Annotated in this window: 19 protein-coding genes and 5 tRNA genes; all 24 read left to right on the top strand. The window is 40.9% G+C overall.

From position 1 onward, the window contains the following. Positions 1–7: 7 nt before the first annotated feature. The 24 genes from AC52J8_RS16875 (at position 8) to rpoC (ending at position 24437) form a co-directional block, all read left to right on the top strand. Positions 8–850, top strand: a complete 843-nt coding sequence (locus tag AC52J8_RS16875) for a hypothetical protein (RefSeq protein WP_086611622.1) — start codon at positions 8–10, stop codon at positions 848–850. Positions 851–859: 9 nt separating this feature from the next. Further along, a complete protein-coding gene (locus tag AC52J8_RS16870) occupies positions 860–2053 on the top strand; it encodes a heme biosynthesis protein HemY (RefSeq protein ID WP_197738951.1) in 1194 nt (397 codons plus the stop codon). Between the two features lie 7 nt (positions 2054–2060). Then, positions 2061–2501, top strand: a complete 441-nt coding sequence (locus tag AC52J8_RS16865; protein WP_002121251.1) for an acyl-CoA thioesterase — start codon at positions 2061–2063, stop codon at positions 2499–2501. 194 nt (positions 2502–2695) lie between these two features. Then, on the top strand, positions 2696–3022 hold the full coding sequence (locus tag AC52J8_RS16860; protein ID WP_068564720.1) for an H-NS histone family protein: 327 nt from the start codon (positions 2696–2698) through the stop codon (positions 3020–3022). Between the two features lie 334 nt (positions 3023–3356). After that, on the top strand, positions 3357–4100 hold the full coding sequence (gspN, locus tag AC52J8_RS16855; protein WP_086398693.1) for a type II secretion system protein N: 744 nt from the start codon (positions 3357–3359) through the stop codon (positions 4098–4100). Continuing rightward, positions 4100–4936, top strand: coding sequence for a type II secretion system protein N (locus tag AC52J8_RS16850; RefSeq protein WP_005079413.1), 837 nt, complete (start codon positions 4100–4102; stop codon positions 4934–4936). Before gspN ends, AC52J8_RS16850 begins: the two co-directional genes overlap by 1 nt. A 41-nt stretch (positions 4937–4977) precedes the next feature. Beyond that, positions 4978–7248, top strand: coding sequence for a type II secretion system secretin GspD (gspD, locus tag AC52J8_RS16845; protein ID WP_057077393.1), 2271 nt, complete (start codon positions 4978–4980; stop codon positions 7246–7248). A gap of 40 nt (positions 7249–7288) precedes the next feature. Then, the gene (locus AC52J8_RS16840; protein ID WP_017400183.1) at positions 7289–7915 is read left to right on the top strand and encodes an FHA domain-containing protein; all 627 of its coding nucleotides are present in this window, start codon (positions 7289–7291) and stop codon (positions 7913–7915) included. Positions 7916–7981: 66 nt separating this feature from the next. After that, complete coding sequence (locus AC52J8_RS16835; protein ID WP_005079407.1) at positions 7982–8650, top strand: phosphoglycolate phosphatase; 669 nt, start codon at positions 7982–7984, stop codon at positions 8648–8650. Positions 8651–8758: 108 nt separating this feature from the next. Beyond that, the gene (gene trpE, locus AC52J8_RS16830; protein ID WP_005079406.1) at positions 8759–10252 is read left to right on the top strand and encodes an anthranilate synthase component I; all 1494 of its coding nucleotides are present in this window, start codon (positions 8759–8761) and stop codon (positions 10250–10252) included. A gap of 98 nt (positions 10253–10350) precedes the next feature. Next, a tRNA-Thr gene (locus AC52J8_RS16825) sits at positions 10351–10426 on the top strand. Between the two features lie 54 nt (positions 10427–10480). Then, a tRNA-Tyr gene (locus tag AC52J8_RS16820) sits at positions 10481–10564 on the top strand. Positions 10565–10601: 37 nt separating this feature from the next. Continuing rightward, a tRNA-Gly gene (locus tag AC52J8_RS16815) sits at positions 10602–10677 on the top strand. 13 nt (positions 10678–10690) lie between these two features. Continuing rightward, a tRNA-Thr gene (locus AC52J8_RS16810) sits at positions 10691–10765 on the top strand. A 147-nt stretch (positions 10766–10912) separates the two neighbouring features. Next, complete coding sequence (tuf, locus tag AC52J8_RS16805) at positions 10913–12103, top strand: elongation factor Tu (RefSeq protein ID WP_005065785.1); 1191 nt, start codon at positions 10913–10915, stop codon at positions 12101–12103. 60 nt (positions 12104–12163) lie between these two features. After that, positions 12164–12239, top strand: a tRNA-Trp gene (locus AC52J8_RS16800). 75 nt (positions 12240–12314) lie between these two features. Continuing rightward, positions 12315–12755 carry a preprotein translocase subunit SecE gene (gene secE / locus AC52J8_RS16795; protein ID WP_002114837.1) on the top strand — a complete coding sequence of 147 codons (441 nt, stop codon included), beginning with the start codon at positions 12315–12317 and terminating at the stop codon, positions 12753–12755. Positions 12756–12762: 7 nt separating this feature from the next. After that, positions 12763–13296 (top strand): transcription termination/antitermination protein NusG, encoded by a 534-nt coding sequence (nusG, locus tag AC52J8_RS16790; protein WP_002115092.1) that lies wholly within the window; start codon positions 12763–12765, stop codon positions 13294–13296. 109 nt (positions 13297–13405) lie between these two features. Continuing rightward, positions 13406–13834 carry a 50S ribosomal protein L11 gene (gene rplK, locus AC52J8_RS16785; protein WP_001074682.1) on the top strand — a complete coding sequence of 143 codons (429 nt, stop codon included), beginning with the start codon at positions 13406–13408 and terminating at the stop codon, positions 13832–13834. Between the two features lie 3 nt (positions 13835–13837). After that, positions 13838–14533 (top strand): 50S ribosomal protein L1, encoded by a 696-nt coding sequence (rplA, locus tag AC52J8_RS16780; RefSeq protein WP_005065788.1) that lies wholly within the window; start codon positions 13838–13840, stop codon positions 14531–14533. 310 nt (positions 14534–14843) lie between these two features. After that, the gene (gene rplJ / locus AC52J8_RS16775) at positions 14844–15350 is read left to right on the top strand and encodes a 50S ribosomal protein L10 (protein WP_002115099.1); all 507 of its coding nucleotides are present in this window, start codon (positions 14844–14846) and stop codon (positions 15348–15350) included. Positions 15351–15392: 42 nt separating this feature from the next. Then, complete coding sequence (gene rplL / locus AC52J8_RS16770; RefSeq protein ID WP_001229360.1) at positions 15393–15764, top strand: 50S ribosomal protein L7/L12; 372 nt, start codon at positions 15393–15395, stop codon at positions 15762–15764. 304 nt (positions 15765–16068) lie between these two features. After that, the gene (gene rpoB, locus AC52J8_RS16765; RefSeq protein WP_086400345.1) at positions 16069–20157 is read left to right on the top strand and encodes a DNA-directed RNA polymerase subunit beta; all 4089 of its coding nucleotides are present in this window, start codon (positions 16069–16071) and stop codon (positions 20155–20157) included. Positions 20158–20243: 86 nt separating this feature from the next. Next, positions 20244–24437: a DNA-directed RNA polymerase subunit beta' gene (gene rpoC, locus AC52J8_RS16760; RefSeq protein ID WP_002114988.1), complete on the top strand. Its 4194-nt coding sequence runs from the start codon at positions 20244–20246 to the stop codon at positions 24435–24437. Positions 24438–24445 lie beyond the last annotated feature (8 nt).

Below are 24445 nucleotides of genomic sequence, written 5' to 3'. Positions count from 1 at the left end.
GATTCGTATGAGAAAACTTGTTTCTATCATCATTTTACTGGGCGTAGCTTGGTTGGCTAAGCTCAGTTACGATATGTGGCAAATTTCTCGTACTGTTCCCGAGCTTAAACAAAGTCTGCTGCAATCAGAACAGCACTATGCCAATTTAAATGATCAATTGGTTGCTTTACAGCGACAGTTGCAGAATCAACCCGTAAGTACAGGGAATAAAACGAGTTCAGTAGTTCAACCAAATGCTCTACCGACAGGTATTGCACCTACAGTTTTAATTAAACAAAAGTTAGATTTAATTCAATTTGCGATTGATCAGCAGCAGTTGATTTATGCAGTTGATCAATTAAATCAGTTACAGCAATCGCTCGTACACTATGAAATTGCTCCTGCATTGCAGCATAGCTTGAATCAATCGCTCGAGCAGGATAAGCAGGCAGTTCAACAGTTTACTTTGGCTCAAAATCAACGCCATCAATTAATCGATGATTTATTACAGAACATTGATAAGAATATTCAACAAGCCTTAAGCCAGCCTAAACTTGAAATGGATCAATCCGAGACTGTGTCTTGGTGGAAAAAGTGGTTCCGTATAGAAAAGGTAGAAACGCCATCTATTAATTTAATGAGTCGAAGCGTTGTGCTTAAAGAAGTGCAATTAAGATTGTTAATTGCCGAACAAGCACTCAATCAAGGAAAAATGACTGAGTATCAAAATGAGTTGCAATCTGTGATGCAAAAGTTAGATGAAATGCCTGATGCAACCAGTCAGCAGTTAAAAAAACGTATTGCTAAAGTGGCACATTTATCTGTGGTGCCAGTTCCTAAACTCTCTACACTTGGGCTAATTGGCTCATAAGGAGGATATATGAAACACCTCCTGTGGGTTTATTTCGTAATCAGCTTAATACTCTTTGCAGCCTTAGCTTTATTTAGTTATGGCTATGGAATGGGGTATGTCTATATTTACTGGCGACAATTGCAGCTGCAAACAAATGTCTGGGGATTAACTCTTACTTTTGTAGTGATGAGTTTTATTGCTCAACTCTTATGGCTGTGGATTAAACGTTATTCATCTCGTGAACAAAGAAAAAGTGAAAACGTCTTCCAATTTAAAAACCTTCATCCTTATGAACAATTAGGTATCGTTTGGTTGTTAGAAGCGGCCGAAGATCAACGTGTATTTATTGAACGTGTTTTTACTCAATCAGGGCTTTTAAAAAATATTATTGATGCCAAGTTTCTGGTTTTAAGTGGGGACTATCCAAAAGCATTGGCTGCTCTCGATCAATCACCACCGATGGCATTTGAATTGGCAGAGTTACAACGAATTGAAATCTTTTTAGCCGAAAATGAAGCCGATCGTGCATTAACTCATCTCGAGTTTTTATACCAACATCAGTTATCACCGTGGTTACAAGAAATAGAAACTGCTTACCAGCAAAGATTAACGGCTTTATGGGGGCAATTAGCGCTGCAACATCCATGGGTATATTTACGTTCTATGAAATACGGTTTGCTAGATGCAGAACACCGTGATTTATGGTTACAGCAGCTTCTTCAGCAATTTGACCAAGCGTCTATCGATGACTTACATGCCTTGCAGCAACGTTATTTGGATTTAGAGTCTGAAATACAAACTCGACCTTATAGCAGTAAGTTGTTATGGCTAAAACTATTAGCACGTATGCCAGATATGAGCATGCAGCATGCGGCCTTAACGCTACATTTGTTAAAAGAGCAGTTTGACCCAGAAGTGTTTTATCTATGGTTTCAGCAGCAGTTGCTTAAACAAGTTCCAGACTATGCCGATGTTGAAGAAAAAATTATTCAATTTGAAAATCAATATATGAATTTGCCAGTTTTAACCTTTGCAAAATGGCATGTCTATATGGCAACTGGACGTCAAACAGAAGCTGAAACATTATTATCATTATATCCAGATAATATTTTAATGAGCTATTTACGTATTAAGTCTACGCTTAAAGAAGATGACGTGTTAATCAAACAGTTAAATCTAATCTTTGAAAATGATGCAAATTTTTTAAAGTTTAAAATATGAGGTAAAAATGAAAGAACTGTCTGTCTACCCAGTAATATATGAACAGAAAGTAGCGTGGGGAGATATGGACGCTTTCGGTCATGTCAATAATGTACAATATTATCGATATATTGAAAGCTCACGTATTTTATATATGGAAGCAATCAATATATTAACCCCACATTTATATACCGTTGTAGCTTCAAGCCAGTGTAAATATTTAAAGCCTGTTTTTTATCCTGACGTATTGAAAGTTGGTGTTCGCGTGGAAGAGCTCCGTAATAGCGCATTCCGTATGGCTTATATATTGTGGAGTGAAACCCAACAACAAATAGTCGCTACTGGTGAAGCTGTTATGGTATGCGTAGATAAATTAACAGAACGAAAATGTGAAATACCACAGGAAATAAAACAAAAAATTATTGAGCTAGAAAAATCAGTTGGGCATGACTTAATACATTTATCTTAAATAAATATTAATAAAATATATTTCATTTATAATTGGTAATGTAATTAAAAGGTAATTTTTTTGGTTATTCTGATGAACACGGCTTTCAAACTATTGCTTATTGAATAGATTATAAATAATATTGGTCTTGATTTTATGTTTTTAAATTTTGTCTGTATTATTTTGAATTGTCTGTAAGACTGGAGTATTTATTAATGAAACCGGATATCAGTGAATTATCTGTTGAAGAGTTAAAACGCTTACAAGAAGAAGCAGAAGCTTTAATTGCAAGTAAAAAAGATCAAGCAATCGAAGATGCTTATAATCAAATTATCGAGATTGCTGAAAATGTAGGTTTCAGTGTTGAACAACTTCTTGAGTTTGGTGCTCAAAAACGTAAGAAAACAACTCGTAAATCTGTTGAGCCTCGTTACCGCAACAAAAACAATACTGAAGAGACTTGGACTGGTCGCGGTAAACAACCACGCTGGTTAGTTGCTGAAATTGAAAAAGGCGCAAAACTTGAAGATTTCTTAATCTAATCAAATTGCCGTTTTTAAAAGCCAAGCAAATTTGCTTGGCTTTTTTATTGATAAAAATATCTCAAAATTTTGCTATAAATATTATTTAAAAAATTGAGTGTTTAAATTGCTCTTTAAATGAATTGTTGAGATCAAATGTGCATTTAGTTCATTGAGCGTCAAGTTTTCATGATTTTGTCATACGTTCAACTTATAGTCTTAATACCGAAGCCAAGCCCGATTGCTTGGTTTTTTTATATGAAGTGAATTGGCGATGTTGAAAAAGTATGCATAATGTCAGACTAGGGAGCTACTCTCAAAATAAGGACGATAATTTGCATGTTGGTAAGGCTGAATGAAGAAAAAGTCTAAGCAATGGAAGTGGTGGTTTTTTGCCCTCATTGTATTTTTAATTTTTATTATTTTACAGATCCCGGCGACGTGGCTTATTTCTAAATTTTCAAAGAATAATCAAACTCTACACAATGTAAGTGGAAATATCTGGCAAGGCCAAGCAGATTGGCGGCGTGGTACTTTGAGAGGCTCGATTCATTGGAAAACTAGACCTCTAGACCTGTTTTTACTAAGGTTCGCTGCTGATGTAGATATCCATAGTGGAAATACCCAATTATCTGGGGTAATGGGCTATGGTGTGGGGAAAAAGGTAATTGTAAAGGCTATGAATGGTCAGGTTGCACCTGAAACATTAAAACAAATTTTGAATTGGCAATGGCCTGCGAATAGCATCCAGCTGAAAGATATTGAGTTTAATTATAAGAAAGAGCAGGGGTTCGCAGCAGTTGATGGTCAATTACATTGGGGTGGTGGTGCTTTAATTTATAATATTGGCGATCGTCAAGACCGTATGAATATGCCTTCTTTAAATGGGCAATTAACGGATCAGAATGGACAATTGCAAGTTGATATACGTGATCAACGCAGTCAAAAAATGGCGAATCTTTTATTAGATGCCAACATGATGCTTGATGTACAGCTTACCCAAAGGTTATTACTTAATATCCCATCTTATGATGGAAAAGCTGGTTTAGATACGTTTGTCATTAGTTCTCGTCAACCCTTAATACAAGGGGGTAACTAATGAAAGTATGGATTGAAAAATTACAGCAATTACAGTGGCAAAAATTAGATCGGTTAAGTGTAGTTGTATTTGCCTTTTTGGTTTTATGGTTGTGTTGGAAATTAGCTTCATTATTTTGGTGGGTAATTGCCCCTCCTCAAATGATGCAGTTTGATCGAGTCGAGTTAGGATCACAGCAGCCGCAAATTCCTAACATTAGTACTTTTTCGCTTTTTAATGAACCTTCAGCCAATGCGGCTCAGGAAAATGTCAACCTAGAATTACAAGGCGTAATGCTGGGCTATCCGAACCGTTTTTCTTCGGCTGTTATTAAGCTAGATAATATTGCTGACCGATATCGTGTAGGAGAAACAATAGGTTCTACCTCTTATCAGTTAGCAGAAGTTTATTGGGATCACGTGATATTGCGTCAAGGTAATGGAAGTACTCGTGAACTTCAGTTTAAAGGTTTGCCAAACGGTTTATATCAACCTATGACGCCAGATGCTTCACAGCCAACTGCTACTGCGCCTCAGTCATCGGCACCTGTTAATACGACTCAAGAGGCGTTAGGGCAGGCTATTCAGCAAATGCAAGGCAACCGTGAACAATATCTGCGTGACATGGGTGTTAGTGGGAACTCTGGTGAGGGTTTTGAAGTTACAGAACGTACACCCACTGCGCTTCGAAATAAGTTAGGTTTAAGGCCGGGTGATCGGATTGTTTCTTTAAACGGTCAAACGGTTGGGCAGGGACAAACGGATGTGCAGTTACTTGAACAGGCTCGCCGAGCTGGGCAAGTGAAAATAGAAATAAAACGTGGTGATCAAGTGATGACCATACAACAAAATTTTTAGTGATAACACGTCACCATAAGAGTTAGGAATTATCGCAAGTTATGGCTTTATTGAATCATCAACGTCCACTTTGGGCATTACTTGCAGCAGCCCCATTGATTGCGACAGTGAGCAGCAGCGTCTATGCCCAAACATGGAAGATCAATTTACGTGATGCTGACTTAACTGCTTTTATTAATGAAGTGGCAGACATTACGGGTAAAAACTTTGCAGTAGATCCACGAGTGCGTGGTAACGTCACAGTAATATCGAATAAACCCCTCAATAAAAATGAAGTTTACGACCTATTCCTTGGGGTCTTAAATGTGAATGGGGTGGTGGCAATTCCTTCGGGTAACACCATTAAGCTAGTTCCAGATAGCAATGTTAAAAATTCGGGAATTCCTTACGACTCGCGAAATAAATTGCGTGGTGATCAGATTGTTACCCGAGTCATTTGGCTTGAAAATACCAATCCTAATGATTTAATTCCAGCACTTCGTCCATTAATGCCGCAATTTGCACATATGGCCGCAATTGCAGGGACTAATGCACTGATTGTTTCGGACCGTGCGGCAAATATTTATCAACTTGAAAATATTATTCGTAATCTAGATGGTACTGGCCAGAATGATATTGAGGCAATAGGCCTCCAATCGAGCCAAGCGGAAGAAATCATTACTCAACTTGAGGCGATGAGTGCTACGGGAGCATCTAAAGATTTTAATGGTGCACGGATCCGTATTATTGCAGACAATCGAACCAATCGTATTTTAGTTAAGGGTGATCCTGAAACGCGTAAGCGTATTCGCCACATGATTGAAATGCTAGATGTGCCTTCGGCCGACCGTTTAGGTGGTTTAAAAGTTTTTCGATTGAAATATGCAAGTGCAAAAAATTTATCTGAGATTTTGCAAGGCCTCGTAACAGGACAAGCTGTTTCTTCGTCAAATAGTAATAACAGTTCTTCTAATTCATCGAATCCGATCAATAATTTGATGGGTAATAACCAGAATTCCAATTCAAATACCTCTGGTTCAAATGGTAGTTCAATTTCTACGCCATCTATTAATTTAAATGGTAATTCGAACAATAATAATCAGAACAATATCTCTAGCTTTAGCCAAAATGGGGTAAGCATTATTGCGGATAATGCTCAAAACTCGTTAGTGGTTAAGGCAGATCCTCAATTAATGCGCGAAATTGAATCTGCTATTCAGCAGCTTGATGTTCGTCGTCAGCAAGTTCTGATTGAAGCTGCGATTATTGAGGTTTCAGGTAAAGATGCCGATCAATTAGGGGTGCAATGGGCACTTGGTGACATTAATAGTGGTATTGGTCTAATTAACTTTACCAATGCAGGTTCAAGTCTGGCTTCATTGGCAGCAGGTTACTTAACTGGCGGTGCTTCTGGTTTGGGAAGTGCAATTGGAGCCGGTAGTTCAATTGCATTAGGGAAGTATAAAGAGGGTGCGGATGGTTCTCGCCAGCTTTATGGAGCTTTAATTCAAGCTTTAAAAGAGAATACAGCTTCTAATTTATTGTCTACCCCCTCTATTGTAACGATGGACAATGAAGAAGCTTATATTGTTGTCGGTCAAAACGTTCCATTTGTAACAGGATCGGTCACTACAAACAGTACGGGGATCAACCCATACACCACGGTTGAGCGTAAAGATGTGGGGGTGACATTAAAAGTTATACCTCACATAGGTGAAAATGGCACAGTTCGACTTGAAATTGAACAAGAAGTTTCAAATGTTCAGGCGAGTAAGGGGCAGGCTGCCGATTTGATTACAAACAAACGTGCTATAAAAACAGCTGTATTGGCTGAGCATGGACAGACAGTAGTCTTGGGTGGCTTAGTATCTGATGATGTTGAATTTAATCGTCAAGGTATTCCTGGGTTAAGCAGTATTCCATACTTAGGTAGATTATTCCGCTCGGATACTCGAAGTAATGTGAAGCGTAACCTTCTTGTTTTTATCCACCCAACAATTGTGGGTGATGCAAATGATGTGCGCCGTTTGTCTCAGCAGCGCTATAGCCAGCTTTATAGCTTGCAATTGGCTATGGATAAAAACGGCAATTTTGCAAAACTGCCTGAGCAGGTTGATGATGTCTACAATCAAAAGATGACACCACCTAGTATTGCCTCTCAGCCGAAAAACTATCAACAGGTTCCTTCAGGTGGAAAAACCTCGACGGTAACTACACCTGTAGCCGTAGAGCCAGCAGTGCAAAAGCAAACTTTACAGTTACCTGATCCTGAAGTTAATCGTACTAAAAATACAGTAACAACAACGACACTGCGCCCAAGCACAGCACAGTAGTAGCATGTTATGATTGATAAAAAATGAATAGGACATACGCATGACTTGGAAACTACAAGCAATTACTGGTGAAATTACTGGCCAAGAAATTAATGTTGATCGTGATATGTTGGTAGGGCGTCATCAAGATGCTGATGTTTTGTTACAAGCTGCTGAAATTTCACGTCGCCATGCTGCATTGCTTCTAAAAGATCAAGCGCTATGGGTGCAAGACCTTAATTCATCCAATGGCACATTTGTGAACGATATTCGTATTGAGCAAGAAAAGCAGCTACATGATGGTGATATTGTTCAGTTTGCTAGTTTTAAATTTTCTGTATTGGCTCCTGCACAGAAAATCACGGAATTACCTGAAATTGAAGCCGAACCTGTAAATACGACATCCTCTCCAGATTTAAGCGATCAAGGAATGCCGACCCTTGCAGAGCGTGCCGCAGAAGTAGAAGTTCGTCGCGATGGTATGCCGCAGAATATTTCTATTCCAAAGCCTGCACCTATTCCAGAGGGTGTAGATATTAATGCACAACAGCAAACACCTATCGCTTTTGATGAACCGGTTTCTCGTGTTGCTGAAGAAAAAGAGCAACAAAAGAATGCCTCAGTTGGTTTAATCACTATCATTATTTTAGTAATTTTAGCTGTATTGGCGTGGTTATTCTTTAAATAATCCGTTGCTGCTTTTACAATCAAGGCATGCTAAACGCATGCCTTTTTAATTTTGAGTAGAAAAAAGATGTCTGTTGCACAACTAAGTAAGCGCGATTTAATTTTATTTGATCTAGATGGGACGTTGGTTGATTCTGCTGCTGATTTGTATCGGTCTATGAATTTAAGTTTAGAGGCGCTAAGTTGGCCATTGGTAACAGAAGTTCAAATACGAGAATGGGTGGGTAAAGGAGCTTCAAAACTCTGTGAAAGTGTTCTGCTTCATATTTTTGGAAAATTAGATCCTGAACAGCACAAAGTCTTATTACAAAAATTTATTGATATATATAGTGTAGAACTCTGTGTAAATACTCAAATTTATCCTGGTGTAACCGAGTTTTTAAAACATTGTAAAACTTTGAATATACAAATGGCATGCGTTACCAATAAGCCTGTACAACTTGCCCAAGGTTTACTTGATGCTTTACAGCTCTCTCCATATTTTCAAGTCGTACTTGGTGGGGATAGCTTACCAGAGAGAAAGCCTCATCCATTGCCATTATTGCATTGCATGCAAAGCCTAAAAATATCTGCTTCACAATCATTAATGATTGGCGATTCAAGTAATGATATTGAGGCTGCGCGTCGTGCTGGAATTGATTGTATTGTGGTTAGCTATGGCTATAATCATGGAGAAAATATCTATGATTGCCAACCTCAGCAAGTTGTTGATAGTCTTGCTGAGTTAATTATCTAATGAATGAAATGGAGATCAGAATGAATAAGCGTATGGTTTTTCGATGGCGTGTCTAAACCGAATCTAGAAAAACACACTTTTAAATCGAAACCATATTAGAGAAAATTCATGACAACATTAGCGCAATTTGAGCAACTCAAGGCTGCTGGTTACAACACGATTCCAGTTTATCGCCAACGCTTAGCAGATACAGAAACTCCTTTATCAGTTTTCGCTCGTTTTAAAGACCACACGCAAGCTTATTTATTTGAGTCAGTCGAAGGTGGCGAAAATTGGGCGCGCTATTCTATGATTGGTTTGGGTGAGTCGACGGTTTTCTCATGTAATGCAGGTGTTCTGTCTATACAACATGCTGATGGCTCAATTACACAACAAGATTGCCAAGACCCATTTCAGTATATTCGTGAATTTCAGAAGCAATTTAAAGTGCCATCTGCTGAGCTCTTGCCAAACTTACCGAGTTTTACGGGCGGACTAGTAGGTTATTTAGGCTATGATGCAGTCCGTTATATCGAGCCACGTTTAAAGAATGTTCCTACAGCTGACCCAATTACATTGCCAGATTTATGGTTAATGCTATCAAAGACAGTCATAGTCTTTGATAACCTTAAAGACACTTTATTTTTAATTGTTCATGCGGATACAGAGCAGAGCAATGCTTATGAAGACGCTCAGCAAAAATTAGATCAATTAGAACAGTTGTTAGCTACTCCAGTTAGTTTGCAAGCTAAGCCGCATACACCTCCACATTTTGAATCAATTACTGGTAAAGCGAAATTCTTGGAGACAGTTGAAAAAGTTAAAGAATATATACGTGCTGGTGATGTGATGCAGGTTGTTCCAGGGCAGCGTATGGTTTCTGATTTCGATGGGGAGGCTTTACAGGTTTATCGTGCTTTACGTCATTTGAACCCATCGCCTTATTTATTCTTGGTACAAGGGCAAACGATTACTGATAAAAAGCCATTCCATATTGTAGGGTCGTCGCCAGAAATTCTTTCTCGTTTGGAAAATGGCATTGCGACAGTGCGTCCTCTTGCAGGTACCAGACCGCGTGGTAAAACTAAAGAAGAAGATATTGCGCTAGAAAAAGATTTGCTTTCTGACGAAAAAGAAATCGCTGAGCATTTAATGTTGATTGACCTTGGTCGAAATGATGTGGGACGCGTATCAAAAATAGGTAAGGTCCAAGTAACGGATCAAATGGTGATTGAACGCTATTCACATGTCATGCACATTGTCTCAAATGTGCAAGGCGAAGTTCGTGACGATATCGATGCACTAGATGTATTCAAAGCAACTTTCCCCGCAGGTACTTTATCGGGTGCACCAAAAATCCGTGCAATGGAAATTATTGATGAAGTTGAGCCTGTAAAAAGAGGTGTCTTTGGTGGGGCAGTAGGATATTTAGGGTGGCACGGTGAAATGGATATGTCGATTGCAATCCGTACTTGTGTTATTCGAGATAAAAAGGTCTATGTACAGGCTGGAGCAGGTCTGGTAGCGGACTCAAATCCTGAATCTGAATGGAATGAAACGCAAATAAAAGCTCGCGCAGTGATCAAAGCGGTTGAATTATCATCAAACGGATTGATTTTATGAGTTTTTAGCGGTTTTTTTAAAAAAACCGCTTGCATCGTTTGGAAGTTTTGCTAAACTGCACACCGTTCCGATACGAAACGTACGAAACACTAAGAAGAGCCGGCATAGCTCAGTTGGTAGAGCAACTGACTTGTAATCAGTAGGTCCACAGTTCGAATCCGTGTGCCGGCACCATCTTAAAGGTGTGTAGTTGTGAAGTAAAGAACAACACTGAAATAAGTGTGATATGGTGAGATTCCCGAGCGGTCAAAGGGGGCGGACTGTAACTCCGCTACGAAAGTTTCGAAGGTTCGAATCCTTCTCTCACCACCATTAACTTCGATTGAAGTGGTATATATACCAACACAGTGCGGGAGTAGCTCAGTTGGTAGAGCGGCAGCCTTCCAAGCTGCATGTCGCGAGTTCGATCCTCGTCTCCCGCTCCATCGAAGGATAATCGCTCTTATAGCTCAGTGGTAGAGCACTCCCTTGGTAAGGGAGAGGTCTCGAGTTCAAATCTCGATAAGAGCTCCAGATACAGTTTAGTAGATTTTCTACAAAGATTTAAAAAGCAGGCTTATTAGTCTGCTTTTCAAGTATTGGGTGTTTGATTTTTTAGGCGATATGTCGATGCTGAGTTTTTGCTCAGAATTGTGTTCGACGTAAACGAGGACTATAAACATGGCTAAGGCTAAGTTTGAACGTAATAAGCCACACGTAAACGTGGGCACAATCGGTCACGTTGACCATGGTAAAACAACTTTAACTGCTGCGATTGCAACAATTTGTGCAAAAACTTACGGCGGTGAAGCGAAAGATTACTCACAAATCGACTCAGCACCTGAAGAAAAAGCACGTGGTATTACAATTAATACTTCACACGTAGAATACGATTCTCCAATTCGTCACTACGCGCATGTTGACTGCCCGGGCCACGCCGATTACGTTAAAAACATGATTACTGGTGCTGCTCAGATGGACGGCGCGATCCTTGTGTGTGCTGCGACTGACGGTCCAATGCCACAAACTCGTGAACACATCCTTCTTTCTCGTCAGGTTGGTGTACCTTACATCATCGTATTCTTAAACAAGTGTGACCTTGTTGATGATGAAGAATTACTTGAATTAGTAGAAATGGAAGTTCGTGAACTTCTTTCTACTTATGACTTCCCTGGTGATGACACTCCAGTTATCCGTGGTTCTGCGCTTAAAGCGTTGGAAGGCGATGCTGGTCAATATGGTGAGTCTTCAGTTCTTGCTCTTGTTGAAGCGCTTGACTCTTACATCCCAGAACCAGAACGTGCTATCGACAAAGCATTCTTAATGCCAATCGAAGACGTATTCTCAATTTCTGGTCGTGGTACTGTAGTAACAGGCCGTGTAGAAGCTGGTATCGTTAAAGTTGGTGAAGAAGTAGAGATCGTTGGTATTAAAGATACAGTTAAAACAACTGTAACTGGCGTAGAAATGTTCCGTAAACTTCTTGACGAAGGCCGTGCAGGTGAGAACTGTGGTATCTTACTTCGTGGTACTAAGCGTGAAGACGTGCAACGTGGTCAAGTACTTGCTAAACCAGGTACAATCAAGCCGCACACTAAATTCGACGCAGAAGTATACGTACTTTCTAAAGAAGAAGGTGGTCGTCACACTCCATTCTTAAATGGTTACCGTCCACAGTTCTACTTCCGTACAACTGACGTAACTGGTGCAATCCAATTACAAGACGGCGTTGAAATGGTTATGCCAGGCGACAACGTTGAAATGTCAGTAGAATTAATCCACCCAATCGCAATGGACCCGGGTCTACGTTTTGCGATCCGTGAAGGTGGTCGTACTGTAGGTGCTGGTGTTGTTGCGAAAGTAACTGCATAAGCATATTATAGTGACGGATTACGTCTCAGGTTGAGGGCTTTGGCTCTCAACTTGCATTATAGGTCAGTAGTTCAATTGGTAGAGCGTCGGTCTCCAAAACCGAATGTTGGGGGTTCGAGTCCCTCCTGACCTGCCATATTTTGAAATAAAAAGCTTGATGCTGGCTTAGTTGTTCATATAATAAGTCGCGAGTTCTACGACGAGTACAAAAATGTCGAATGATAAATCGCGTGACGCATTGAGCGACGCGCCAATTCCTCAAAGAAATAATTCTGCTGAAGTTGTTCGTTCTGGTTCGCCTTTAGATATTGTTCTATGGGTGATAGCAATAGCATTGTTGCTTTTAGCTACCATGGTGAATCAGCATTTGCCAGCGTATTGGGCACCTGCAAATAATGTTTGGGTGCGCGTTGGGGCAATTTTTGCTTGTATCGTTGTGGCTTTAGGTTTATTATACGCCACCCATCAAGGTAAAGGCTTCGTTCGCTTGCTAAAAGATGCACGAGTCGAATTGCGTCGAGTAACTTGGCCAACAAAACAAGAAACAGTCACTACATCGTGGCAGGTTCTATTGGTTGTAGTTGTTGCATCATTGGTTTTATGGTGCTTTGACTATGGTTTGGGTTGGTTAATTAAGTTGATTATCGGGTAAAAGAGCTATGAAACGTTGGTACATTATTCATGCCTACTCTGGCTATGAAAAACAAGTGATGCGTTCACTTACAGAACGAATCCAGCGTAGCGCTGTTGCCGATAGCTTTGGTGATGTCCTTGTTCCTACCGAAGAAGTGGTAGAAATGAAGGATGGTAAGAAACGTAAATCTGAGCGTAAATTCTTTCCTGGCTATGTGTTAGTCGAAATGGAAATGAATGATGATACTTGGCATATCGTTAAAGAATGTCCAAAGGTTCTAGGTTTTATCGGTGGTACACCTGAAAAACCAGCACCAATCACTCAACGTGAAGCAGATGCGATTCTTGCGCGTGTACGTAATACTGGTGAAGCGCCACGTCCTAAAACGATGTTTGAGCCAGGTGAAGAATTACTTGTTATTGACGGTCCATTCACAGACTTTAAGGGTGTGGTGGAAGAAGTTCAATACGATAAGTCACGTTTAACGTTGACGATTAATGTATTTAATCGACCAACTCAGGTTGAACTCGAGTTTCGCCAAGTCGAAAAAACGATTTAATCTCAATTGGTTGAAAAGCGCCCGATTTTATCGGGCATTGTTGTTGTAACAGTAGTGTTGCGTAAAGATTGGGGAGCCTAGCGGCGTTTGTACCCAGAGGTATTTTAAAATGGCTAAGAAGATTGACGGCTATATCAAGCTGCAAGTTCCAGCTGGTAAAGCAAATCCATCTCCACCAATTGGTCCTGCATTAGGTCAACGTGGTGTAAACATCATGGCATTCTGTAAAGAATTCAATGCTGCTACACAAAAAGTTGAACCAGGTCTTCCAATTCCTGTTGTGATTACTGTGTACAACGACAAGTCGTTCACATTCATCATGAAAACTCCTCCAGCTTCTATTCTTCTTAAGAAAGCTGCTGGTATTCAAAAGGGTTCATCTGTACCAAACAAAACTAAAGTTGGTAAGTTGACTCGTGCTCAGTTAGAAGAAATTGCGACTACTAAAGAACCGGATTTAACTGGTGCTGATTTAGACGCACGTGTTCGTACCATCGCTGGTTCTGCACGTTCTATGGGCTTGGAAGTGGAGCTATAAGACATGGCAAAGTTAACTAAACGTCAAAAAGCCATTGCTGCTGCTGTTGAAGCAAACAAAGTTTACACTTTGGAAGAAGCAGTACAAGTTCTTAACAGCCTACCTGCTGCAAAGTTCAAAGAATCTTTGGATGTAGCTGTAAATCTTGGTGTAGACCCACGTAAATCTGACCAGGTTGTTCGTGGCGCAACTACATTACCTGCAGGTACTGGTAAAACTGTACGTGTAGCTGTATTTGCTCAAGGCGCGCAAGCAGAAGCTGCTAAAGAAGCTGGTGCTGATGTTGTAGGTTTTGATGACCTTGCTGAAAGCATCCAAGGTGGAAACCTTGACTTTGATGTTGTAATCGCTGCTCCTGACGCTATGCGTGTTGTTGGTAAGCTCGGTACAATTCTTGGTCCACGTGGTTTAATGCCAAACCCTAAAGTTGGTACTGTAACTCCTGACGTAGCGAATGCTGTTAAAAACGCTAAATCTGGTCAGGCTCGTTACCGTGTAGACAAAGCGGGTATTATCCATGCTGCGATCGGTCAATTAGGCTTTGATGCTGCTGCTATCCGTCAAAACGTTGAAACCTTAGTTGCTGACTTGAAAAAGTTAAAACCTGCAACTTCTAAAGGTGTATACATCAAAAAGATCACTTTGAGCTCAACTATGGGTCCTGGTCTTACAGTTGATGTAAACAACGTTTCTAACTAAGTTTAGACTTAGTAAAGAATTTTAAAGTCCTGATTGGGGACAGAACTTAAATAGAAATGTTTTCTATTTGGTTGGGTGGAGCAAAGCTCTATCCCTTACCCGTCAGGCGGACTTTGAATTGATAAATGAGAATTTATCAGCGTCAAAGACCTCAGGCGAAGAGTTGTTATTTTCGAATAGCACTTTTCTTAATAAACCAGCCTGCGTAGACGCGGTGGTGTGATTTGTTCCTCCTCCGCGTGTAAGTCGAAAGGCTTACGAATTGGGAGTGTGCCCATTGGGTACATAAATCACCTTAGGAGGTTTTACAATGGCTCTTCTTATTGAAGACAAAAAACAGATCGTTGCGGAAGTAAGTGAAGTTGCTTCTAAGGCGTTTGCAGCCGTTGTTGCTGACTACCAAGGCTTAAGCGTAGAGCAATTAACAACACTTCGTGTTGAAGCTCGTAAGTTAGGTGTTTCTACACGTATTGTACGTAACACTTTGGCTAAGCGCGCACTTCAAGATACTCAATTCAATATCTTGAACGACAACCTTGTTGGTCCAACAATTCTAGGTTTTTCAACTTCTGAAGATGACATGGGTGCAGCTGCACGTTTGTTCGAAGATTTTGCTAAAACTAACAAAGCATTTGAGTTAAAAGCTGCTGCATTTGACGGCAAAGTTTATCAAGGTGCTGACGTTAGCGTAATTGCAAACCTTCCGAACCAAGAGAAAGCTCTTACTATGCTTGCCTCTGTCCTTCAAGCTCCTATTTCGAAATTGGGTCGCCTTATTACAGCGCTCAAAGAGAAAAACGAGTCAGAAGCTGCTTAATCAATTTTACACACCATTCAATATCCATTTGGAGTTATTCTCATGGCTTTAACTAACGAAGAAATCTTAAACGCAGTTGCTGAAAAAACTGTTCTTGAACTTGTTGAATTAATTTCTGCTTTCGAAGAGAAATTCAACGTTTCAGCTGCAGCTGTTGCTGTTGCTGCTCCAGCTGGTGGCGCTGCTGCTGCTGCTGAAGAACAATCTGAATTCAACGTTGAGTTGACTTCTTTCGGTGCTAACAAAGTAGCTGTAATTAAAGCAGTTCGTGAAGCAACTGGCCTTGGTCTTAAAGAAGCTAAAGACCTAGTTGAAGGTGCTCCTCAAGTTCTTAAAGAAGGCGTTTCTAAAGAAGAAGGCGAAGAACTTAAGAAGAAACTTGAAGAAGCTGGTGCTACAGTTACACTTAAGTAATTGTAAAAGGAGTCGGTTTTTAAATCGGCTCCATAAAATGGCTGATGGCTCTTGGGTCATCAGCCTTTTTGCGTTACAATAATCGGCTCGATTTTTGTTAGTTTTGTTTGTTTTTTAGAAAAATTCAAATAAAACAAGTAATTTCAAATGTTTACCAATATTTTTCTTTTTTAAAAATATTGTTAAGCGTTTTTATACCACTAAAAATTGCAGCATTTGTAAACAGTGGTGGCCATATCGGCCTGCGTAATTCCTTCTGAGCCCGTTCTGCAGGCGGGCTTGGTTTACTTTCCGAGGACTCCAGATGGCATACTCATATACCGAAAAGAAACGGATCCGTAAGAATTTTGGTAAATTGCCCCAAGTAATGGATGCACCGTACTTACTATCGATTCAGGTCGATTCGTACAGAACATTCTTGCAAGATGGCAAAACTCCAAAAAACCGCGAAGATATCGGTCTCCAAGCCGCATTTCGTTCAGTTTTTCCTATCGAAAGTTATTCTGGCAATGCTGCTTTAGAATTTGTTGAGTATAGCCTTGGTAAACCTGAGTTCGATGTACGCGAATGTATTCTTCGTGGTTCGACTTATGCGGCACCAATGCGCGTTAAAATTCGTTTGATTATTAAAGATCGCGAAACTAAATCAATTAAAGACGTAAGAGAACAAGAAGTCTATATGGGTGAAATTCCACTCATGACTGAAAATGGTACATTCGTCATTAATGGTACTGAGCGTGTAATCGTATCTCAATTACATCGTTCACCAGGCGTTTTCTTTGATCACGATAAAGGTAAAACCCACTCAAGTGGTAAAGTGTTGTATTCAGCACGTATCATTCCTTACCGTGGTTCATGGTTAGACTTTGAATTTGATGCAAAAGACTTAGTTTACGTACGTATTGACCGTCGTCGTAAATTACTTGCTACTGTTGTGTTACGTGCACTAGGTTATAACAACGAACAAATCTTGAATTTGTTCTATGAAAAAGTACCTGTGTATCTTGATATGGGTAGCTACCAGATTGATCTAGTACCTGAACGTTTACGTGGGGAAATGGCTCAATTTGATATTGCTGATAATGACGGTAAAGTTATTGTTGAGCAAGGTAAGCGTATTAATGCTCGTCACGTACGTCAAATGGAAGCTGCTGGTTTAACAAAACTTTCAGTTCCTGATGAATACTTATATGAGCGTATCACTGCTGAAAATATTACTTTGCGTGATGGTGAAGTAATTGCTGCGAATACTTTGTTAAGCCATGAAGTTATGGTGAAACTAGCAGAAGGTGGTGTTAAACAGTTCAATATCTTGTTTACGAACGATATTGACCGTGGTTCGTTTGTTGCTGACACATTACGTGCAGATACAACAGCTGGCCGTGAAGAAGCATTAGTTGAAATTTATAAAGTAATGCGTCCAGGCGAGCCGCCAACAAAAGAAGCTGCTGAAAACTTATTCAATAACTTATTCTTCTCTTCTGAGCGTTATGACTTATCTCCAGTAGGTCGTATGAAGTTCAACCGTCGTTTGGGTCGTCCATACGAAGTTGGTACTGACCAGAAGTCACGTGAAGTAGAAGGTATTTTATCGCACGAAGATATCATTGATGTATTACGTACATTAGTTGAAATCCGTAACGGTAAAGGTGAAGTCGACGATATCGATCACTTGGGTAACCGTCGTGTACGTTCTGTTGGTGAAATGACTGAAAACCAATTCCGTGTTGGTTTGGTTCGTGTTGAACGTGCAGTTAAAGAACGTTTAAGCCAAGCAGAAACAGATAACTTGTCTCCACAAGATCTAATTAACGCTAAACCAGTTGCTGCTGCAATCAAAGAATTCTTTGGTTCAAGCCAATTATCTCAGTTCATGGACCAAAACAACCCATTATCTGAGATTACGCATAAGCGTCGTGTATCAGCACTTGGGCCTGGTGGTTTAACACGTGAACGTGCGGGCTTTGAAGTACGTGACGTACATCAAACTCACTATGGTCGTGTATGTCCAATTGAAACGCCGGAAGGTCCAAACATTGGTTTGATCAACTCGCTTTCAGTATATGCAAAAGCAAATGACTTTGGTTTCTTGGAAACACCTTACCGTAAAGTGGTAGATGGTCGAGTAACTGATGCAGTTGAATACCTTTCTGCGATTGAAGAAGTAGGTACTGTTATTGCACAGGCCGATTCTGCAGTAGATAAAGATGGCAACTTAACAGAAGAGTTTGTTTCTGTTCGTCATCAAGGTGAATTCGTACGTATGCCACCAGAAAAAGTGACGCATATGGACGTTTCTGCTCAGCAGGTCGTATCTGTTGCTGCATCACTTATTCCGTTCCTTGAACACGATGACGCGAACCGTGCACTTATGGGTTCAAACATGCAACGTCAGGCAGTTCCTACTCTACGTGCGGATAAACCGCTTGTAGGTACAGGTATGGAAGCGAACGTTGCACGTGACTCAGGTGTGTGTGTAATCGCAAACCGTGGTGGTGTAATTGAATACGTAGATGCTTCTCGTATCGTTATTCGTGTAAACGAAGATGAAATGATCGCTGGTGAGGCAGGTGTAGATATCTACAACCTCATTAAATATACGCGTTCTAACCAGAACACTTGTATCAACCAAAATATTATCGTGAATTTGGGCGACAAAGTTGCTCGCGGTGATATCTTGGCAGATGGCCCGTCTACAGATATGGGTGAGCTTGCGCTTGGTCAAAACATGCGCGTTGCGTTCATGACTTGGAATGGTTACAACTATGAAGACTCAATCTTATTATCTGAGCGTGTACTTCAAGAAGACCGTTTAACTTCTATTCATATTCAAGAATTATCTTGTGTAGCGCGTGATACTAAGTTAGGTGCAGAAGAAATTACTGCCGATATTCCTAACGTTGGTGAAGCTGCACTTTCTAAACTTGATGAATCAGGTATCGTTTATATCGGTGCTGAAGTTACAGCAGGTGACATCCTTGTTGGTAAAGTAACGCCTAAAGGTGAAACTCAGTTAACTCCTGAAGAAAAATTGCTTCGTGCAATTTTTGGTGAGAAAGCAGCTGACGTTAAAGATTCATCTTTACGTGTTCCATCTGGTACAAAAGGTACAGTTATCGACGTTCAAGTCTTCACTCGTGATGGCTTAGAGAAAGATGACCGTGCATTGGCGATCGAAAAAGCACAACTTGATGCTTACCGTAAAGACTTGAAAGAAGAATACAAGATCTTTGAAGAAGCAGCTCGTGAGCGTGTAATTCGTTTGCTTAAAGGCCAAGAGTCTAATGGCGGTGGTTCAACTAAACGTGGTGACAAACTCGTTGAAGAAGTGTTATCTGGTTTAGAGCTTGTTGATTTACTTGAAATTCAACCGGCAGATGAAGCAATCGCTGAGCGTTTAACTCAAATTCAAGTGTTCTTAAAAGAAAAGAGCGCAGAAATTGATGAGAAATTCGCTGAGAAGAAACGTAAGCTTGCAACAGGTGATGAACTAACAACTGGCGTATTGAAAGTTGTTAAAGTTTACTTAGCTGTTAAACGTCGTATTCAGCCTGGTGATAAGATGGCTGGTCGTCACGGTAACAAGGGTGTTGTATCTAACATCTTACCTGTTGAAGACATGCCACACGATGCTAACGGTGTACCAGTAGATATCGTATTGAACCCGTTGGGCGTACCATCTCGTATGAACGTGGGTCAGATTCTTGAGACTCACTTAGGTATGGCGGCTAAAGGGCTTGGTGATAAAATCGAGAAAATGTTGAAAGAACAGCGTACAGTTTTAGAACTGCGTGAATTCTTAGACAAGATTTATAACAAAGTCGGTGGTGAGCAAGAAGATCTTGATAGCTTAACTGATGCTGAAGTCTTGGCACTTTCAGGCAACTTACGTGCTGGTGTACCTTTGGCTACTCCTGTATTCGATGGTGCTGAAGAAAGCCAAATTAAAGACTTGCTTGAGTTAGCTGGTATCTCTCGTACAGGTCAAACAGTATTGTTTGATGGCCGTACTGGTGAACAGTTTGATCGTCCTGTAACTGTGGGTTACATGTACATGCTCAAATTGAACCACTTGGTTGATGACAAGATGCATGCGCGTTCAACTGGTTCTTACTCTCTTGTTACACAGCAACCGCTTGGTGGTAAAGCACAATTCGGTGGTCAGCGTTTCGGTGAGATGGAGGTCTGGGCACTCGAAGCTTACGGCGCAGCATATACTCTCCAAGAGATGTTAACTGTTAAGTCGGATGACGTTGAAGGTCGTACACGCATCTATAAGAATATTGTAGATGGTAACCATTATATGGATCCGGGTATGCCTGAATCGTTCAACGTATTGACCAAAGAGATCCGTTCTTTAGGTATCAACATTGAACTGAAAAATGGTGATTAAGTCGTAAGACTCACGATTTTTTAGGTAAAAACAATATTTGTGACCCAGTCGGGTAAGCGTTGCTTCCCGACACACGGAGAAAAAAATTGAAAGACTTGCTCGATATCATGCGTAAGAAAACGGACTCAGATGGTCATGCACCAATTGAGTTTGACCGTATCCGTATTGGTCTTGCGTCACCAGAAATGATTAAGTCATGGTCTCATGGTGAAGTTAAAAAACCTGAGACAATTAACTACCGTACTTTTAAACCTGAACGTGACGGTTTGTTTTGTGCCAAAATTTTTGGTCCAGTAAAAGATTACGAATGCTTGTGTGGTAAATACAAGCGTATGAAATACAAAGGCGTCATTTGCGAAAAATGTGGCGTTGAAGTAACTACAGCGAAAGTTCGTCGTGAACGTATGGGTCACATTGAACTTGCTTCTCCAGTTGCACATATCTGGTTCTTAAAATCGTTACCGAGCCGTATCGGTTTATTATTAGATATGACACTTCGTGATATCGAACGTGTATTGTATTTCGAATCATACGTTGTAACTGACCCAGGTATGACTCCGTTTGAAAAGTATCAACTTTTAACAGACGAAGAATACTTCAATGCACTTGAAGAACACGGTGATGAATTCACTGCGAAAATGGGTGCAGAAGCGGTTCAGGACTTGTTGAAAGATATCGATCTTGAAGCTGAAATCGCACGTTTACGTGAAGAAATTCCTCAAACAACTTCTGAAACGAAGTTGAAAAAAGCGTCTAAACGCTTGAAATTGATGGAAGCATTCAAAGATTCAAACAACAAGCCAGAATGGATGGTGATGAATGTACTTCCTGTACTTCCACCTGATTTACGTCCATTAGTTCCACTTGAAGGTGGTCGTTTCGCGACTTCTGACTTGAACGATTTATACCGTCGTGTCATTAACCGTAACAACCGTTTGAAGCGTCTTCTTGACCTTGCTGCTCCAGATATCATCGTACGTAACGAAAAACGTATGTTACAAGAATCTGTAGATGCATTGCTTGATAACGGTCGTCGTGGTCGTGCAATTACTGGTTCTAACAAGCGTCCATTAAAATCTTTGGCAGATATGATCAAAGGTAAACAAGGTCGTTTCCGTCAGAACTTATTAGGTAAGCGTGTTGACTATTCTGGTCGTTCGGTAATTACTGTAGGTCCTACTTTACGTCTTCACCAATGTGGTCTTCCGAAGAAAATGGCACTTGAATTATTCAAGCCATTCATTTTCGCGAAACTACAAGCTTCAGGTCAGGCGACTACCATTAAAGCTGCGAAGAAAATGGTTGAGCGTGAGACTCCGGAAGTTTGGGACGTTCTTGCTTCTGTAATTCGTCAACACCCAGTAATGTTGAACCGTGCGCCAACACTTCACCGTTTAGGTCTTCAAGCATTTGAACCTATTCTTATTGAAGGTAAGGCAATCCGTCTTCACCCACTCGTTTGTGCTGCGTTTAACGCCGACTTCGATGGTGACCAAATGGCGGTACACGTTCCATTGACACTTGAAGCACAGTTAGAAGCTCGTGCATTGATGATGTCAACAAACAACATCTTGTCACCAGCAAACGGTGAGCCAATCATCGTTCCTTCTCAGGACGTTGTCTTGGGTCTTTACTACATCACACGTGATGCTGTAAATGCCAAAGGTGAAGGCATGGTGTTTGCGGATACTCATGAGGTAAACCGTGCACTTGCTACTGGACAGGTTGCTATCCATGCGCGTGTTAAAGTACGTGTACACCAAACTGTTATCAATGAAAATGGTGAACGTGAACACCAAACTATTATTGTTGATACAACACCTGGTCGTTGTTTGCTTTGGGAAATTGTTCCACAAGGCTTAAGCTTTGACATGATCAACCTTGAGATGACTAAAAAGAACATCTCTAAATTGATCAACTCTTGCTACCGTAAACTTGGTTTGAAAGATACAGTTATCTTTGCTGACCAATTAATGTACTTGGGCTTCCGTCAAGCGACTCGTTCAGGTGTATCTGTAGGTATGGAAGACATGCTCATTCCACCTACTAAGCACACAATTATTGATAAAGCAGAAACAGAAGTTCGTGAAATCGAACAACAGTTCGAACAAGGTTTCGTAACTGCTGGTGAGCGTTATAACAAAGTTGTCGATATCTGGGCGCGTACAAACGACCAAGTTGCTAAAGCAATGATGGATAACTTGTCTTATACACTTGTTAAAAACAAACAAGGTGAAGACGAGAAACAAAAATCATTCAACAGCATCTATATGATGTCTGACTCGGGTGCCCGTGGTAGTGCGGCGCAGATTCGTCAGCTTGCTGGTATGCGTGGTTTGATGGCAAAACCGGATGGCTCGATTATTGAGACTCCGATTAAAGCGAACTTCCGTGAAGGTTTAACAGTACTTCAGTACTTTATTTCAACACACGGTGCGCGTAAAGGTTTGGCCGATACAGCATTGAAAACTGCGAACTCTGGTTACTTGACTCGTCGTCTTGTAGACGTAGCGCAAGACTTGGTAATTACTGAACCTGACTGTGGTACAGCGGGTGGTTTAGTAATGACTCCATTCATTCAGGGTGGTGATGTCATCGAGCCATTACGTGACCGCGTATTAGGTCGTGTAACTGCTGAAGACGTACGTCGTGCATCTGATGATGAAGTTGTATTACCTCGCGGTACGTTAATTGACGAGAAAATCGCAGCTCAGCTTGAAGAAGCTGGTGTCGATGAAGTTAAAGTACGCTCTGTAATCGCATGTGAATCAACATTCGGTGTATGTGCTCGTTGTTATGGTCGTGACCTTGCACGTGGTCACTTGGTGAACCCAGGTGAATCAGTCGGTGTAATGGCTGCACAGTCAATCGGTGAGCCGGGTACACAGTTAACGATGCGTACGTTCCACGTTGGTGGTGCTGCGAGCCGAACTTCTGCTGCGAACAGTGTTCAAGTACGTAACAAAGGTACTGTACGTTTCCATAACGTGAAAACTGTACAACATGCAAAAGGCCATTTGGTTTCAGTTTCACGTTCAGGTGAAATTGGTATTGCCGATGATTTAGGTCGTGAGCGCGAGCGTTATAAACTTCCTTACGGTGCAAGCATCTTGTTGAAAGATGGTGAAGCTGTAGAAGCTGGCGGTATCGTAGCGACTTGGGATCCGCATACACATCCATTAGTAACAGAAGTTGCTGGTAAAGCGCGCTTCAGCCAAATCGCTGATGGCGTAACTGCAACATCGAAAACTGATGATGCAACTGGTATGACTACTGTTGAAATCTTGCCTGTAACAGCTCGTCCTGCTTCTGGTAAAGATTTACGTCCTGCAATCGTGTTGGATACAACAGATGGCGGCGAACAGTTCTACTTCTTGCCACAAAATACAATCGTAACTGTCCGTGATGGCGAAACGATTGGTGTGGGTGACGTTATTGGTCGTGTACCACAAGAAACATCACGTACTCGTGATATTACCGGTGGTCTTCCGCGTGTAGCTGACTTGTTCGAAGCGCGTAAGCCAAAAGAGCATGCAATTCTTGCTGAAGTATCAGGTGTTGTAAGCTTCGGTAAAGAGACTAAGGGTAAAAACCGTTTGGTAATTACTCCTGATGATGGTTCTGAGATTTACGAAGAATTGATTCCAAAATGGCGTCAAATCAACGTATTCGAAGGCGAGCATGTGAACCGTGGTGAGACTATTTCTGATGGTCCACAAAACCCACATGACATCTTGCGTTTGAAAGGTGAAGTTGCATTAACTAACTACATCGTGAACGAAGTTCAAGACGTTTACCGTCTCCAAGGTGTAAAAATCAACGATAAGCACATTGAAGTTATCGTACGTCAAATGTTGCGTAAAGTTGATATCACTGATGGCGGTGATACAAGCTTCATTAAAGGCGAGCAAGTGGATTACATCCGCGTTGTTCAAGAGAACCAAGCTGTCTTGGCTCAGAACAAGTTCCCTGCGAAGTTTGAACGTCAATTGATGGGTATTACGAAAGCATCGCTTTCTACTGACTCGTTCATCTCTGCTGCATCGTTCCAGGAAACAACTCGTGTGTTAACTGAAGCGGCTGTAACAGGTAAAGAAGATGATTTACGTGGCTTGAAAGAAAACGTTGTAGTAGGTCGCTTGATTCCAGCAGGTACTGGTCTTGCGTACCACTTAGAGCGTCGTCGTCAAGAAGCAGAAGCTGCAGAGCATGAGCTTCATAATGACTTCAGCGAAGTAGATCAAGCATTTAGCCAAGCATTAAACTCTGAACAATTCTAAGTTTAGGC

This window comes from Acinetobacter sp. S-1, assembly GCF_059579785.1.
The sequence above is the reverse complement of the archived record's forward strand: the minus strand, read 5'-3'. Positions and strand labels throughout refer to the sequence as shown.